The following is a 14,971-nucleotide window of genomic DNA, read 5'->3' on the forward strand; positions in this document are numbered from 1 at the left end:
CCGCATGGCCTTTTGGGAAGAAAAAACGCTGGCCGAAATGAGCCCGGCAGAGTGGGAAGCGCTCTGCGATGGCTGCGGCCGCTGTTGCCTCATCAAGCTCGAAGACGAGGATACCGGCACGCTGATCACCTCGGACGTGCGCTGCCAATTGCTCGATGGCGATACCTGCGGCTGCACCGACTACCCCAACCGGCAGAAGAAGGTGCCCGACTGCATCAAGCTGACGATCGAGAATGTCGTAGAAATCAAGTGGATCCCGACCACCTGCGCCTATCGCCGGCTCGCCGAAGGCAAGGGTCTTGCCTGGTGGCATCCGCTGGTTTCGGGCGATCCGCAGACCGTTGTCGATGTCGGCGTGTCGGTGAAGGGGCGGACGTTCTTGGAAACCGAAGTCGATCCCGATGAATGGGAAGAGCACGCGGTGGATTGGCCCGAATGGGAACCGCCGGAACATCTTTAGAGTCGAAATTGTCACACGGCGGCTATCTTGCGCGTTTCTTCGATATCTAAGCAAAGCTGATACTTGCCAAATCAGTTAACTTGGTAACTTCTCATTAACCATGATGTGACCAGATCGGCGGCAATATCCGCGGTGGGGCAGGCATGATGAGCATGACCGAAAGTTTCCAGAAAGAATGGTTCTGGCAGCGTGTGCGGACGATCCTGGGGCGCCATGCGGCGTTGCGCGGGAGCGGCGGGGCAGAGGCGCTCGAGGCCATGCGCAAGCGCTACCCCGCCGGCCGGCCGATCGAAGAAGAATTGCAACGCGCCTGGCTGATGGCGTCGGAGCGGCGCGTGTCGCTTTGTGTCGTGGCGCTCGAAATCGACTGTTATGTCGAATATCTCTCCGCCTATGGGCGCGATGCAGCCGAAGACTGCATGGAAACGCTGGAGCGGCTGATTGCTTCGCTGCTCGTGCGCGAGGACGATAGTTGCATGCGGCTCGGCCAGAGCGGCTTTGTGCTGGTGCTACCCGATATGCCGATGCTGATGGGCCGCGAACTGGTGATGAAGATCAACCAGGCCGTGCGTCGTCAGGGTCTGATCAACAAGGAAAGCCACGCTGGAGCGGTGACGCTCGGGGCAGGGCTGGCGGTGGTCAATCCGGAACCGCCCTATGATCGCAATGTGCTCGATATCGCCAAGCAGGCGCTGCGCAAGGCGCAGCGGCGGGGACTGGGTCGGCTCGATATTGCGGATCTGCGCGGTGGCGAGAAGCGGGACGTGGCGGCTTAGGTTTTAGGAAGCGGACAGTAAGTAGCTCCGCTTTATTGCTTCGCCATCCTCTATTGCCGGAAGGCCCCCTCACCCGAATTGCTGCGCAATTCGACCTCTCCCCCTAAGGGAGAGGTGTCGCTCCGCGACTAAGGCCATACTCCCACCTCTCCCTCTGGGGGAGAGGTCGCCGCTTAGCGGCGGGTGAGGGGCCTTGGCTTCTTGAGAAGAGATTCCCGCTTGCGCGGGAATGACGCCGTGTAACGCTCGGCGCGACGTGATGGCTGTACGCCTTTCTCTCCCCCAGCGGTTGCCAAGCCAAGGCTCACCTCCTATAGAGCCCGTCCCCGCGCGGTTGCCGCGCTTTTCCCTTTTCGTGGACGGTTTGCGATGGCGCTGAGTTGTGGCCTCGATTTTGGCACTTCCAATTCGACGCTTGGGCGGATTGGCGCCGATGGGCAGCCCGATTTGCTGGCGCTTGAGGGTGAGAGCCGGACGATTCCAAGCGTTTTGTTTTTCGGGTTTGAAGACGACAAGTTGCGGTTTGGGCGCGATGCGGTGGCCGAATATGTGAGCGGGGCGGATGGGCGCTTGATGCGCTCGCTCAAGAGCGTGTTGGGGACGACGCTCTTTAACGACACGACGCGCATCAAGGGACGGCGGCTCGGCTTTGGCGAGATCATCGGCAGCTTTGTGGGGGAATTGAAGCAGCGCGCCGAAGCAAAACTCGGCGATGAACTGACCCAGGTGGTGATGGGCCGGCCGGTGCATTTTGTCGATGACGATCCGGTGGCTGATGCGGCGGCGCAGGGGCAGCTCGAGGCGGCGGTGCGGGCGCAGGGGTTTGAAGAAATCGCCTTTCAGTTCGAGCCGATCGCGGCGGCGCTCGATTATGAGCGGCAGGTCAATGGCGAGCGGCTGGCGCTGATCGTCGACCTGGGCGGCGGCACGTCGGACTTTTCGGTGGTGCGGGTTTCGCCGGAACGCAGCGGGCTGGCGGATCGCAGCGGCGATATTCTGGCAACGGCCGGCGTGCATATCGGCGGCACCGATTTCGATCGATTGCTCTCGATGGCCAAGGTGATGCCGGAAATGGGGCTCGGCAGCGAAACCCGGGACGGCAAGCGCTATCTGCCGGTCGCTCCCTATGTCGAACTCTCGACCTGGCACCGGATCAACCGGCTCTATGATGCGCAGGCGCAGCGCGACCTGCGCTCGACCATGCGCGAGGCGGCCGAGCCCGATCGGGTCGAGACCATGGTGATGCTGGTCGAAGATCGGTTGGGGCACCGGCTGATCGGGCGGGTGGAAGAGGCCAAGATCGATCTCTCGGATCGGGCGGAGACGCTGTTCGAGTTTCCGGTGCGGGACCGGACGATCGAGACGACGATTACGGCGGCTGAATTGGGCGCCGCGCTGGCGGAGTCGATTGGGCGGCTGGAAGCGGCAATCGGCGAAACACTGAAGCGTGCGGGGGTTGGGCGCGAGGCGGTGGATAGTTTGATCCTGACGGGTGGCTCGACGCTGGTGCCGGCAGTGGCCGGGCAATTGCAGGGGCTCTTTCCGGACGCCGATGTGGTGCGGACGGATGTGTTGGGGAGCGTGGGGCTTGGCTTGGCGATGGAGGCTAAGCGGGTTTTTGGGTGAGGCGTTTGCGAGCGCCAGAAGGCCCCCTCACCCGGCCCAAGAGGGCCGACAATCCATTCGAGCATAGCTCTCATGGCCTTCTCACTTAAAATCGCTCCACCGGAGCGATTTTCCCTTCGGGTCAATTCGAAGTCCCCCAAGGGAGAGGTGTCGCTCCGCGACATTGGTGATCACCCACCTCTCCCTTAGGGGGGAGAGGTCGACGGCGTAGCCGGCGGGTGAGGGGGCCTTAGGCTCAAGGCGCATCCTATTCCGACCCCGCGCATTCCGAGAGGAAAGGGGGGCTCATGAGTTATATCCGGTTCAAGCTGCGCCAGTTGTTGCAGCGCATGTGGTTTTTGCCGGCGGCGTTTTCGGCGCTGGCGGTGCTGACCGTGATCATCGCCTATATCCTGGCGCGCTTTGCCCCGGACGAGCTGCCTTTCGTCATGCCGGCCAACGCCGTGCAGTCGATCTTGCAGATATTGGCATCGAGCCTTCTAACGGTCGCTGTGTTTGCGCTCTCGACCGTCGTCGGGGCGCTGTCGAGTGCCTCGAGCGCGACGACGCCGCGGGCGGTGCCGCTCGTTGCCGGCGATCTGCGGGCGCAGACCTCGATCTCGGTTTTTATCGGGGCATTTCTGTTTTCCATCGTCGGCATTATCGGGCTTTCGGCGGGGCTTTATAGCGAAGCCGGGCGGCTTTTTCTGTTCGTCGTAACGCTCGGCGTGCTCGTCCTTGTCGTGGCGGCACTTATCCGCTGGATCGGTCAGATTTCGGCGATCGGGCGGGTGGGCAATACGATCGATGCAGTGGAAAAAGCGACGCACGATGCGCTCGCCGTGATGGCTGAGCATCCGCTGCTCGATGGGCGCCTATTGGACGGCGAGCCGCAGGGCGAACGGATTACTGCGCTCAAGCCCGGCTATGTGCAGCACTGCGACACGGTCGAACTGCAGCGGCTGGCGGAAGAGCACGACCTGACCCTGGCGGTGCTGGCCCGGCCGGGCGCTTATGCGACGCCGGTGCGGCCGGTGCTCGCGGTCGAGGGGACCTTTGGCAAGGACGTCGCGGAACAACTGGCGGCCTGTTTCGTCATCGGCGACACGCGCAGCTATGATTCCGATCCGCGCTTCGGCTTTATCGTGCTCGGCGAAATTGCCGATAAGGCGATGTCCGCTGGGATCAACGATCCGGGTACGGCAATCGATGTTATCGACACGGTGACACGGCTGCTGCTCGAATTCGAGGATGAAAAAGAGGACGCCAAGCATGACCGGGTGTTCGTGGCGCGGCTCGATCCTGCCGATGTGCTTGAGGATGTGTTCCGGCCTTTGGCGCGCGACGGGGCGCATATCGTCGAAGTCATGATCCGGCTGATGAAGTGCCTGGAAACGGTGGCGGCATGCAATCCGAGCTTTGCCGCAGCGGCGCAAGCGCTAGGAGAAGATGCTTTGGAGCGGGCTGAAGAGGCGATGAAATCGCCGCGCGATCTTGCGGCGCTGCGGCGGTCTTCAAGCTGGATCGCCTAAAAACTTATCCATCTTATCCACGCGTCACGGTGACCTGCTATTGTTTGGGTATGGTCGAAGAAGTGGGTGAAACGCGGCGGACGGATTGCCAGCCTTTGTTCGGGTTGGCGGGTTTGGCGACCGGGATGCAATCAAAACGGCCTTTGATGAAGCGGTTGAAGAACTGGCCTTGGCTGTCGGCTTCGCTGAAGGCCTCATAGAGGTGCTGCGGCACGCCGAAATATTTGTAGCGGCGGAAATCGGGGCCGAACCAGACCGACAGCTCCTGGCTGTCGGACTTGTAATGCATATGGCGGATGGCGGTGGACATCGCGCGGCTCTCCCGTTGGGGCCACAGAAATGAATCCAGCCCGATTCCACGGCGTTCCGCTTTGGCGGATTCACAATCGAGTCAATGACATGGATGACGTGCGCAAGCCCGACTGGGAGACCATTCGGGAAGAGTATGAAGGCCGGCTGTTTTTGCCGTCGGTGATCTGCCAGCGGCATGGGATTTCCGAGATGCAGCTGCGCTATCGGCGGCAGTTGGAAGGCTGGCTGAGTTCGCGGGCTCGGGTGCCCAAGCATGGCGACATCGTCGCGCGGATGCTCAGGGTTTTGGACAAGCAGCTGAGACAGTTGGAGAAGGCGGTGGACGAACCGATCGACAAACAGGTCAAGGCGCTGAGCGAAACGGTGAAAACGCTCGACACGCTGATCAAGCAGGGGGCGACCAAGCCCGATGTGGAACCGGCGAGCCGCAAGGACATGACGGACATGCGGGCCAAACTCGTCAAGCAGTTGGAGCAGTTTAACAGACGATAGGGGCGGGGCGTGACCGAAACGGACGTTTGGGACAATGCACCTGTCCAGGGACCGCGCCTGACAGAGAAAGAACAGGTCGAACGGCTTGAAGACGTAGATGTCGAGACGATGCTCTTCAACTGGCAGAAATGGGCCTTTCTCAAGCAACTTCCGCCGGCAGGCGACTGGACGACGTGGCTGCTGATGGGCGGGCGCGGGTCGGGCAAGACACGGGCGGGCGCGGAATGGGTGCGTGCACTGGCGCGGGAGCGGGTGTCGCCGATTGCGCTGGTGGGCGAAACGATGACCGAAGCGCTGAGCATCATGGTGCGCGGCGAAAGCGGCATTATCGCGGTGCACCCCGACGATGAGAGACCGATCCTGCGCGGGGGCAATCGGCTGGTCTGGCCCAATGGGGTCGAGGCGTCGATCATGACGGCATCGGACCCGGAACGGTTTCGCGGACCGCAATTTGCCGCTGCCTGGTGCGACGAGGCGGGAAAATGGCCAAGGGCGGAAGAGGCCTTCGATCAATTGCAGTTCGGGCTGCGACTGGGGGACCGGCCGCGGCAATTGGTGACGACGACGCCGCGGCCGACACGGCTGATCAAGCGGCTGTTGGCCGACCCGCAGACGGTGACGGTGCGGATCACGACGGAGGAAAACAAGGCGCAATTGGCGCCGACGTTTTTGGACGCCGTTGTCGCGCGCTATCGTGGCACGGTTCTGGGACGGCAGGAGCTTGAGGGCGAGCTGATCGAGGATCGACCCGATGCGCTCTGGCAGCGGGGGATTTTCCGCGAGGGCGGGGTGATCGACGGGCGGATCGTCGTGGCGGTCGATCCGCCGGTGACGGGAACGGCGCGCTCGGATGCGTGCGGGATCGTGGTTGTGGGCCGCAGTGGCGAGGGCGCGGTGGTGCTCGAAGACGCGACGCTCAAGGGGGTGGCGCCGCTGACCTGGGCGAGGCGGGCCGTGGCGGCGTTCGAGGCGCATGAGGCGGACGCGATCGTCGTCGAGGTGAACCAGGGCGGGGACCTGGTGAAGGGGTTGCTGACCCAGGTGAAGGCGACGGTGCCGGTGATCGAGGTGCGGGCGAGCCGGGGTAAGTGGGTGCGGGCCGAGCCGGTGGCGGCGCTTTATGCGCGGGGGCTTGTTGGCCATGTAGCGGGACTGACCGCGCTTGAGGATGAGCTCTGTGCCTTTGGGCCGGATGGCAAGGCGGATGGACATTCGCCGGACCGGGTGGATGCGCTGGTATGGGCGCTGACGGAGCTGCTGCTCAAAGGGCAGGGGCCGCGGGTGCGGGTAATCTAAGGATCAAAAAATGCCGAACTGGATGGGCCGCCTGTTTGGCGGACGGACGAACATGCCTAGCGAAACGAAGAGTTTTGGCGGGCATTCGCTGATGACGTTGAGCGCCTTGGGGCCGGCGCAGTGGAGCGGGCGAGGCTATGCGAGCCTCGTCAATCAGGGGTTTATGCGCAATCCGGTGGTTTATCGTTGCATAAGGCTGATTGCCGAGACGGCGAACCGGGTGCCGCTGGTGGTCAAGGTCGATGGCCGGAACGTGAGCGAGCATCCGCTCGTGGCGCTGCTGCAAAGGCCGAATGGGCGGCAATCGGGCGCGGAAATGCTGGAGGCGGTTTATGCCTATCTGCAGACCGCGGGGAATGCCTATCTGCAGGCTGGTATCGTCGATGGCGGGGTGAAGGCACTGTTCGTGCTGCGGCCCGATCGGATGCGGGTCGTGTCAGGCGGTGATGGCTGGCCGGTGGGCTATGATTATACGGCCAGTGGGCGCTCGGTGCGGATTTCGCAGGAGACAGCGCCGGTGCCGGGCGTGCTGCACATGGCGCTGTTTCACCCCATGGACGACCATTATGGCATGGGGCCGCTCGAGGCGGCGCAGACGAGCCTCGATATTCATAATGCCTCGGCGCAGTGGAACAAGGCGCTGCTCGACAATGCGGCGCGGCCGAGCGGAGCGCTGGTCTATTCGACGGGCGGGGGCTCGCTGACGGAAGAGCAGTTTCGGCGGCTCAAGGAAGAGCTCGAAGAGAATTTTTCCGGTGCCGCCAATGCGGGGCGGCCGATGGTGCTCGATGGCGGGATCGACTGGAAGGCCATCGCTATGAGCCCGCGCGAGATGGATTTTATCGAAGCGCGGCATGCGGCGGCGCGGGACATTTCGCTCGCCTTCGGCGTACCGCCCATGCTGCTCGGGATTCCGGGCGACAATACCTATGCCAATATGGCCGAGGCCAATCGGGCGCTCTGGCGGCAAACCCTGGTGCCGCTGGTGGTGCGGGTGGCGCAGGAACTGAGCCTGTGGCTGGGGCCGGCATTCGACGGCGCGCAGGTCGTGCCGGATTTCGACGAGGTCGAGGCGCTGGCGGAGGATCGCGCGGCGCTTTGGGCGAGGGTCGGCGGGGCGGACTTTTTGAGCGATGCGGAGAAGCGGGAGATGGTTGGTGTCTCGCCCGCCTGACTGCGCTGACAAAGGGGACACATCATGGACGATTTGACGAGAACCATCGTCGAGCGGGGAGATCTTGCGCATCTGGCGCTGTTTTTGTGGGCGACGGGGGCGAGTTCGCTCTTGGTTTGGGCGCTGCGGGAGATGGCGGCGGGGAATAAGCGGTTCAATGATTTCGTGAGCGAGATCGCGAGCCTGAATAGGCTCTTTCGCAAGGGGGATGACTGACATGGCGGATAAGCAGGGGCGGGAGGCGGCGGTGCAGACGTTTCGGCAATTTGCCTGGAACCTGGCGGGGACGCTGGTGGACAAGGGGAAGCCGATGGCGAAACCGCCGGGGCGATCCGCTGCCCGGCCGCAGGGGCGGGCGGGGAGCAAGCGCTGATGGCAGGGCCAATTCCTGTCGATGCCGATGGGCGCTTTGCGGGATATGCGAGCGTGTTCGACCGGCTCGATAGCGGCGGCGATATTGTTTTGCCGGGGGCATTTGCCAAAAGCCTCAGGAGCCGCGCAGGGCGCATTCGGCTATTGTTTCAGCACGATCCCAAGGAGCCGGTGGGCTTTTGGGAGGAGCTTCGCGAGGATTCTCACGGGCTTTTTGCGCGTGGGCGGCTCGTGCCCGGCGTGCCGCGGGCGGATGCCCTCAAACGCCTGATCGAGGCCGAGGCGCTCGATGGGCTTTCCATCGGCTTTCGCACCGTGAAAGCCAGCCGGCAGGCGGGGAACCGGCTGCTGCACGAGATCGATCTTTATGAAATTTCGATCGTGACCTTTCCGATGATGGAGGCGGCGCGGATCGCTGTTCCCATTTCGGCCGGCGCCGCCATTGCGGCCGCCACGAGAACTATCCGTAACCGATAGAAGGATGCCGACATGGATCGGATTGACGACGGACTTGAAACCAAGGCCGGCGCGGGGACTGACGTTGCCGCGCTGTTTGGCGAATTTTCCTCTGCTTTCGAGGAGTTCAAGCGCACCAATGACCAGCGTTTGAAGGAGATCGAGAAGCGCGGCACGGCCGACGGCTTGCTGGAAGGCAAGCTCGAAAAGCTCAATGCCGTGCTCGACGGGCAGAAGGCGGCGCTTGATCGCGCGACGGCGGAGCGTGGCCGTCCGGCGCTCGAGGGCAAGGGCGCGGTGCCCAATGGCGAATATAAGGAGGCCTTTTCGGCCTATGTGAAGCGCGGCGAGGAAAAGGCGCTGCAGGTCGGCGTTGGGGCCGATGGCGGCTATGTAGTGCCGAGCGAGGTCGAGGTGGAAATCACCCGGCTGATGACGGGTATTTCTCCAATCCGTGCCATTGCCGGTGTGCGCCAGGTGTCGGCCTCGATCTATAAGCGCCCGATCACGGTGACCGGGCCGCAGACGGGCTGGGTTGGCGAGGCGGCGAGCCGCCCGACGACGTCGAGCCAGACGCTGGCGGAACTGACCTATCCGACGACAGAACTCTACGCCATGCCGGCGGCAACGACGGCTTTCCTCGACGATGCGGCGGTCGATGTCGGCCAGTGGATTGCCGACGAGGTCAACGCGGCTTTTGCGGCGCAGGAGACGACGGCCTTCGTGACCGGCAACGGCGTCAATAAACCAACCGGCTTTCTTGCGGCGACGGCAGTAGCCGAGACGAGCTGGAGCTGGGGGAACCTCGGCTATGTGGCGACCGGAACATCCGGCGCGCTGCCCTCGAGCAATGCCAGCGATGTGCTGATCGATCTCGTCTATGCGCTCAAGGCCGGCTATCGGCAGAACGCGACCTGGGTGATGAACCGTAAGACGCAGGGGACGCTCAGGAAGCTCAAGGATGGCGACGGCAATTACCTCTGGCAGCCTTCGGCGACGGCGGATGGTCGCGCGAGCTTCATGGGCTTTCCGCTGGTGGAGGCGGAGGACATGCCCAATGTCGGGGCGAACTCGCTTTCGGTGGCTTTCGGTGATTTTCGTCGGGGCTATCTGATTGTGGATCGCCAGGGGGTGAACGTGTTGCGCGATCCCTATTCGAGCAAGCCCTATGTGCTGTTTTATACGACGAAGCGCGTGGGTGGTGGGATCGCGGATTACGATGCGATCAAGCTGCTCAAATTTGGGGTCAGCTGAGGGCCTGGGCAATAGCTTGAGATAATCACACCTACCGGCCCCCTTCTCCCCTTGTGGGAGAAGGTGCCCCGCAGGGGCGGATGAGGGGTATTCTTACAGTGTCCCCTACCCGCTCCTCTGCGGAGGATGGATACCCCTCACCCTGACCAATTTGCTGAACGCAAAGTTGGTCTGTCCCTCTCCCACAAGGGGCGAGGGGAGGGCCGGTGGCTTCCAGCTAACAATCCAAAGGAACAAAAGAATGACGTCCTATCTCCTGGCGGGGCCCGCTGAGGAGCCGGTTTCGCTTGTCGAGGCGAAGGGGTTTCTGAAAGTCGAGGATGGTGCGGAAGACGGGCTGATCACGACACTGATCGGGGCGGCGCGGCTGCATGTGGAGGGCATCACTGGCAAGGCACTCTTGGCGCAGAGTTGGCGGGTGGTGCTCGACGATTGGCCGGAGAATGGCGTCGTCAAGCTGCCGGTGGCGCCGTTGATTGCGGTGACCGAGATTTCGGCGACCGATGGCAATGGCGCGAGCCATGAGCTGCCGCTGGGGCAGTTCCGATCGGAGCCGGATCGGCTGCTGGTGCCGCGCGTGGTGGTCGGCATGCCGGCGCTGCAGGAGCGGCAGGGGATCGAGATCGATTATGTTGCGGGGTTTGGGACCGAACCGGACGAGGTGCCGGCAGATCTCAAACAGGCGATGCTGGGGCTGATCGCGCATTGGTATGAGCATCGGGACGCCGTCATCGTCGCGGGTTCAGGGGCGGTGGTGCCCACAGGGTTCGACCGGCTGGTGGCTTCGCATAAGCGGGTGCGGCTGTGAGCAAGGCGGTGCCGCCGATCGGGACGCTGACTGATCGGGTGCAGCTGCGGCGACGAGAAAGCGTGGCGGAGCCGGAAGGCGGGCATGCGCGGATTTTTGTGCCGCTGGGCAATGCCTGGGCGCGGGTGCGCAGCCTTTCGGGGCGCCAGGGCAGCAATGCCGATGGGCGCATGGTGGCGATTTCGCATACGGTGGTTTTGCGGTTTCGGCCTGATCTCGGGCCGGGCGACCGGATCATCTATCGCGGGCGCAATCTCGATGTGGTCAGCGCGGCGGATTTGAACGGGCGTCGGGCCTATTTGAGCTGTTCGTGCAGCGAAACGCAGGTGACGGGATGAGCCATCCGATCGTTTTGCTGCAGGGGGCGCTGGTGGCGGCGCTTGAAGCGGATGCCGGTCTTACAGCGCTGATCGGCGCAGGCGGCGTGTTCGATGCGCCGCCGCAGAATAGGCCGGCGCCCTATGTGGTGATCGACCGGCACGATATGCGCCAGGCCGATGGCGACGGGACGCCGGGGCAGGAGCATCGGGTGATGGTGCATTGCTGGGCGGATCGGGCGAGCCGAAAGGCGGCCCTGGCGATTGTCGAGCGGGTGATGGCGGCGCGGTTTGGATTGGCGCCGGTGGGCTTGGCGGTGACGCTGGCGGAGCATGTGCGGACCGAGACGATGATCGATACTTCGACGGGGCAGGCGCGGGCGGCGGTGCTTTTGCGGTTTTTGACGGAGTAGCGGGCACCCCACCTAGCCTCCCCCTGAGAGGGGGAGGGACGCGCTGGTGGGGGGGGTGACACCGAGAGAGGGACCAAGAGAATGGCGGCGCAGAGCGGCAAGGATATGCTTCTAAAACTCGACCAGACGGGGTCGGGGAGTTTTCTGACGGTGGCGGGGCTGAGGACACGAAGCCTGGCGTTCAATGCAGCGAGTGTCGATACGACGGACCAGGAAAGTGCGGGGCGCTGGCGGGAATTGCTCGCTGGTGGCGGGGTGAAGCGGGCTTCGGTTTCGGGGGCCGGGGTGTTCAAGGATCAGGCTTCGGATGGGCTTATCCGGAGCCTTTTCTTTGGCGGCACGATCCGGAATTGGCAGCTGATCCTGCCGCATTTCGGCACGGTGGCGGGACCGTTCCAGATCGTGGCGCTGGAATTCTCGGCTGACCATGCGGGGGAAGTGACGTTCGATCTGGCGCTGGAAAGTGCCGGGGAAGTGACGTTCGTGGCGGCTTAGGGAAGGCTCCCTTACCCCAACCGAATTCGCAGACGCGAATTCGGTGAACCCAAGAGGGTCGACCTCTCCCCCCCCCCCCGAGGGTGAGGTGTCGCTGCGCGACGTTTTTCTGAGGAGACAAAATGCCAAACATTTATCGAGGAGAAATCGCTACCGTGATCGGTGGCGAGACGCGCACGCTTTGCCTGACGCTGGGGGCGTTGGCGGAGTTGGAGGCGCGTCTTGGGGCGGGGGATCTGGCGGGACTGGCCGAGCGGTTTGCTGGCGGCAAGATTTCGGCGCGGGATTTGACGGCGATTATTGGGGCCGGATTGCGCGGGGGTGGCAATGCCATTTCCGACGATGACCTGGCGCAGATGAGCGTCGAGGGCGGGTTGCGCGGGGCGGCTGATATTGCGGTGAGATTGCTGCAGGCGACATTTGGGGAAGCGGCATGAGGCCGTTTCCCTGGAAGGACGCCATGCAGTTTGGCTTGGGCGTGTTGCGGCTGCCGCCCGAGGTTTTTTGGAAAATGAGCCCGCGTGAACTGGCGGCAGCCTGGGGCGCAGTGGTGGGCGAGCGGGCGGGGTCGATGGACCGGCCGGGGCTCGAAGCGCTGATGGAGAGGTTTCCAGATGGCCGGTGATCTTTTTTCGGACGATTTCAGGACCGAGTTGACCGATGTGTCGGTCGAGATCGAGCGCATCCATGTGCTGGCAAACGGAGTGGCGCGCTCCATTTCCTCGGGATTTCGCAGCGCGCTGACCGATGGAAAATCGTTGCAATCGGTGATCGCCGATATCGGCAAGGCGTTTTCGGACATGGCGCTGAAGGCAGCGTTCAAGCCGCTGGAGATGCTGGCGGGCAAGGCGCTGGAGGGGCTGTTTACGGGCCTCAATCCCTCGATCATTCCCCATGCCAAGGGCGGGGTGATTGCAGCGCCGACCTATTTTCCGATGGGTGGGGCAATCGGGCTGGCGGGCGAGGCGGGGCCGGAGGCGATCATGCCGCTGGCGCGCGGGCCCGATGGTCGGCTGGGTGTCGCAGGCGGCGGTGGCGGGGTCAATGTGACGTTCAATGTGACGGCGAGCGACGCGCGGAGCTTTGCGGCGAGTGAAGCAGAGGTGAGCGCGATGCTGTTGAGGGCCGTCAGGCGGGGGTCGAGGGGGGCCTAGTAGGACCCCCACCTGGCCTCCCCCTGGTAGGGGGAGGGGTCTGCCGGTGGCTCACAGACCAGGAGACAAACGTGATGTGTCCCTCCCCCTTCAGGGGGAGGTTAGGTGGGTAGGGACAAAAAAATGGCATTTCATCATGTGCGGTTTCCGCTCGACATTGCGCTGGGGGCGCGGGGTGGGCCGGAGCGGAAGACGGATGTCGTCACCCTCGCGGGCGGGGGCGAGCAGCGTAATGGGCGGTGGGCGCATTCGCGGCGGAAATATAATGCCGGCTACGGGGTGAAATCGCGGGCGGATATGCACGCGGTGCTGGCGTTTTTCGAGGAACGGCGCGGGCGGCTGCATGGGTTTTTGTGGCGCGATGGGATGGATCATTCCTCGGGTGGCATGGTGCCGCTGCCGGGAGATCAGGCGCTCGGCACCGGCGATGGCGCGACGAAGAGTTTTCAGCTGATCAAGACCTATGGAGCGAGTTTTGCGCCCTATCAGCGGCCAATCCGAAAGCCGGTTTTGGGGTCGGTCCGCGTGGCGGTGGCTGGCGTTGAGGCTGTGAGCGGCTGGAGTGTCGATATGACGACGGGGATTGTCAGCTTTGCGGTGGCGCCGGGTGCTGGGGCTGCCGTGACGGCGGGGTTTCTGTTCGATGTGCCGGTGCGCTTCGATACCGATCGGCTCGATGTCGAATGGTCGGGGTTCGATGCGGCCGAGGCGCCGAATATTCCGCTGGTGGAGATCTTGCCATGAAGACGGTGAGCGCGGGGTTGGCGGCGCATCTGGCGCAGGGCGAGACGACGCTGGCGACGTGCTGGCGGGTGCTGCGATCCGACGGGGTCGTGCTCGGATTTACCGATCATGACCTGGAGCTTTTGGTCGAGGGGACGGCGTGCCGGCCGATGCATGGGCTCGAGGGCGGCGAGGTGCCGGTGCGGCTCGGGGCGCAGGTGGAGACGGGCGAGGTGCTGGGCATTCTCGATGATGCCGCCATTGCCGAGGACGATATTTTGCTCGGGCGCTACGATGGCGCGCGGGTCGAGACCTGGCGGGTGAACTGGCACGCACCGGAAGAACGGCTGCTGCTGCGGGTCGATACGATCGGCGAGATCGTGCGTGAAGATGGGATTTTTCGTGCGGAACTGCGCTCGGCGGAAGCAGCGCTGAACAAGACCGGTGGGCGGCTCTATCAGGGGCTGTGCGACGCGGTGGTGGGGGATGCGCGCTGTGGCGTCGATCTCGATGCGCCGGGGCGCTGGGCGGTGGCGACGGTGGTTTCCGTGGTCGATGCGTTTCGGGTGGAAGTCAGTGGGCTTGGCAGCTTCGTCGAGGACTGGTTTGCCTTTGGCATGGGGCATTGGAGCTCGGGGAAGAAGAGCGGGCTGGCGGATGCTGTCTTGGCGCATCGCAAGAGTGGCGCTGGCGATCTTATCGGATTTGGGCAGCGGGTGGGCGACTGGGTCGTGCCGGGCGACACGCTTAAGGTGACGGCGGGGTGTGACCGGCGCTTTGCCACGTGCCGGGACAAATTCGGCAATGGCGCGGGGTTTCGCGGCTTTCCGCATGTGCCGGGCAATGACTTCGTGCTGCGCTATCCACGCGAGGGCGACGCGCTCGATGGACGGGCGGTGGTGCGATGACCGGCGACGCGGTGGTTGCGGCAGCGCGGGCCTGGCTCGGCACGCCCTATCGGCATCGTGCTTCAACGCTAGGCGCAGGGTGCGATTGCCTGGGGCTGCTCCGCGGGGTCTGGCGGGCGCTTTATGGCAAGGAGCCGGTGGTGGTTCCTGCCTATCGAGCGAGTGTGCGAGATCCGGAGCATGCTGGGGCGCTGCGGGAAGCGGCGGAGCAGTTTTTGCTGCCGGCGGAGGGGGCGGTTGAGGCGGGGCAGGTGGTGCTGTTTCGGCTCAATGGGCTCGACGAGGCGCGGCATTGCGGGATTTTGGTTGGAGCCGATCGGTTCCTCCATGCGCAGGAAAAGCTCGGCGTGGTCGAGGCGAATTTGACTCCGGGCTGGGCGAAGCGGGTGAGCGGACGGTTCGTGTTTCCTTAGGTTCGGCCGAT

21 protein-coding genes are annotated in these 14,971 nt (G+C 63.8%); 20 read left to right on the top strand and 1 reads right to left on the bottom strand.

The genetic code is table 11. The annotated features are described in order from the left end of the window. The first annotated feature begins 4 nt into the window (after positions 1-4). The 4 genes from ASG47_RS06830 to ASG47_RS06845 all read left to right on the top strand — a co-directional run bounded on the left by ASG47_RS06830 (position 5) and on the right by ASG47_RS06845 (position 4,373). Positions 5-460 (top strand): YcgN family cysteine cluster protein, encoded by a 456-nt coding sequence (locus ASG47_RS06830; RefSeq protein ID WP_061907965.1) that lies wholly within the window; start codon positions 5-7, stop codon positions 458-460. A 152-nt stretch (positions 461-612) separates the two neighbouring features. After that, complete coding sequence (locus ASG47_RS06835) at positions 613-1,236, top strand: diguanylate cyclase domain-containing protein (protein WP_210168434.1); 624 nt, start codon at positions 613-615, stop codon at positions 1,234-1,236. A gap of 369 nt (positions 1,237-1,605) precedes the next feature. After that, entirely contained in the window at positions 1,606-2,862 is a 1,257-nt protein-coding gene (locus ASG47_RS06840; protein ID WP_061907967.1) for an Hsp70 family protein, read from the top strand. A 287-nt stretch (positions 2,863-3,149) separates the two neighbouring features. Then, a complete protein-coding gene (locus tag ASG47_RS06845) occupies positions 3,150-4,373 on the top strand; it encodes a DUF2254 domain-containing protein (protein WP_061907968.1) in 1,224 nt (407 codons plus the stop codon). Between the two features lie 37 nt (positions 4,374-4,410). Here ASG47_RS06845 and ASG47_RS06850 read toward each other — a convergent pair whose 3' ends face one another. Continuing rightward, positions 4,411-4,683 carry a KTSC domain-containing protein gene (locus tag ASG47_RS06850; RefSeq protein ID WP_061907969.1) on the bottom strand — a complete coding sequence of 91 codons (273 nt, stop codon included), beginning with the start codon at positions 4,681-4,683 and terminating at the stop codon, positions 4,411-4,413. Positions 4,684-4,772: 89 nt separating this feature from the next. On the opposite strand from ASG47_RS06850, the gene ASG47_RS06855 reads away from it, so the two are divergent. The 16 genes from ASG47_RS06855 to ASG47_RS06930 all read left to right on the top strand — a co-directional run bounded on the left by ASG47_RS06855 (position 4,773) and on the right by ASG47_RS06930 (position 14,960). Continuing rightward, complete coding sequence (locus ASG47_RS06855; protein ID WP_061907970.1) at positions 4,773-5,177, top strand: hypothetical protein; 405 nt, start codon at positions 4,773-4,775, stop codon at positions 5,175-5,177. Positions 5,178-5,285: 108 nt separating this feature from the next. Then, entirely contained in the window at positions 5,286-6,473 is a 1,188-nt protein-coding gene (locus tag ASG47_RS06860; protein ID WP_082511625.1) for a terminase large subunit domain-containing protein, read from the top strand. 10 nt (positions 6,474-6,483) lie between these two features. Then, on the top strand, positions 6,484-7,647 hold the full coding sequence (locus ASG47_RS06865) for a phage portal protein (protein ID WP_082511613.1): 1,164 nt from the start codon (positions 6,484-6,486) through the stop codon (positions 7,645-7,647). A 24-nt stretch (positions 7,648-7,671) separates the two neighbouring features. Then, a complete protein-coding gene (locus ASG47_RS06870) occupies positions 7,672-7,863 on the top strand; it encodes a hypothetical protein (protein WP_061907972.1) in 192 nt (63 codons plus the stop codon). 156 nt (positions 7,864-8,019) lie between these two features. Continuing rightward, on the top strand, positions 8,020-8,496 hold the full coding sequence (locus ASG47_RS06875) for an HK97 family phage prohead protease (RefSeq protein ID WP_061907973.1): 477 nt from the start codon (positions 8,020-8,022) through the stop codon (positions 8,494-8,496). A 12-nt stretch (positions 8,497-8,508) separates the two neighbouring features. After that, positions 8,509-9,729, top strand: coding sequence for a phage major capsid protein (locus ASG47_RS06880; protein ID WP_061907974.1), 1,221 nt, complete (start codon positions 8,509-8,511; stop codon positions 9,727-9,729). A 241-nt stretch (positions 9,730-9,970) separates the two neighbouring features. After that, entirely contained in the window at positions 9,971-10,537 is a 567-nt protein-coding gene (locus ASG47_RS06885; RefSeq protein ID WP_061907975.1) for a head-tail connector protein, read from the top strand. Next, on the top strand, positions 10,534-10,875 hold the full coding sequence (locus tag ASG47_RS06890) for a phage head closure protein (RefSeq protein ID WP_061907976.1): 342 nt from the start codon (positions 10,534-10,536) through the stop codon (positions 10,873-10,875). Before ASG47_RS06885 ends, ASG47_RS06890 begins: the two co-directional genes overlap by 4 nt. After that, entirely contained in the window at positions 10,872-11,267 is a 396-nt protein-coding gene (locus ASG47_RS06895; RefSeq protein ID WP_061907977.1) for a DUF3168 domain-containing protein, read from the top strand. The genes ASG47_RS06890 and ASG47_RS06895 overlap by 4 nt, the downstream gene beginning before the upstream one ends. Positions 11,268-11,348: 81 nt before the next feature. Further along, entirely contained in the window at positions 11,349-11,762 is a 414-nt protein-coding gene (locus tag ASG47_RS06900) for a phage major tail protein, TP901-1 family (RefSeq protein ID WP_061907978.1), read from the top strand. Positions 11,763-11,884: 122 nt separating this feature from the next. Then, positions 11,885-12,199: a gene transfer agent family protein gene (locus ASG47_RS06905; protein WP_061907979.1), complete on the top strand. Its 315-nt coding sequence runs from the start codon at positions 11,885-11,887 to the stop codon at positions 12,197-12,199. Further along, on the top strand, positions 12,196-12,387 hold the full coding sequence (locus ASG47_RS06910) for a rcc01693 family protein (protein WP_061907980.1): 192 nt from the start codon (positions 12,196-12,198) through the stop codon (positions 12,385-12,387). Before ASG47_RS06905 ends, ASG47_RS06910 begins: the two co-directional genes overlap by 4 nt. Then, positions 12,377-12,916 (top strand): phage tail tape measure protein, encoded by a 540-nt coding sequence (locus ASG47_RS06915; RefSeq protein ID WP_061907981.1) that lies wholly within the window; start codon positions 12,377-12,379, stop codon positions 12,914-12,916. The genes ASG47_RS06910 and ASG47_RS06915 overlap by 11 nt, the downstream gene beginning before the upstream one ends. A gap of 123 nt (positions 12,917-13,039) precedes the next feature. Further along, positions 13,040-13,660 carry a DUF2460 domain-containing protein gene (locus ASG47_RS06920; RefSeq protein ID WP_061907982.1) on the top strand — a complete coding sequence of 207 codons (621 nt, stop codon included), beginning with the start codon at positions 13,040-13,042 and terminating at the stop codon, positions 13,658-13,660. Continuing rightward, positions 13,657-14,547, top strand: a complete 891-nt coding sequence (locus ASG47_RS06925) for a DUF2163 domain-containing protein (RefSeq protein ID WP_061907983.1) — start codon at positions 13,657-13,659, stop codon at positions 14,545-14,547. Before ASG47_RS06920 ends, ASG47_RS06925 begins: the two co-directional genes overlap by 4 nt. Further along, the gene (locus ASG47_RS06930; RefSeq protein WP_061907984.1) at positions 14,544-14,960 is read left to right on the top strand and encodes an NlpC/P60 family protein; all 417 of its coding nucleotides are present in this window, start codon (positions 14,544-14,546) and stop codon (positions 14,958-14,960) included. Before ASG47_RS06925 ends, ASG47_RS06930 begins: the two co-directional genes overlap by 4 nt. Positions 14,961-14,971: the final 11 nt, after the last annotated feature.

This window comes from Devosia sp. Leaf420 (assembly GCF_001425445.1).
Classification (GTDB): domain Bacteria; phylum Pseudomonadota; class Alphaproteobacteria; order Rhizobiales; family Devosiaceae; genus Devosia.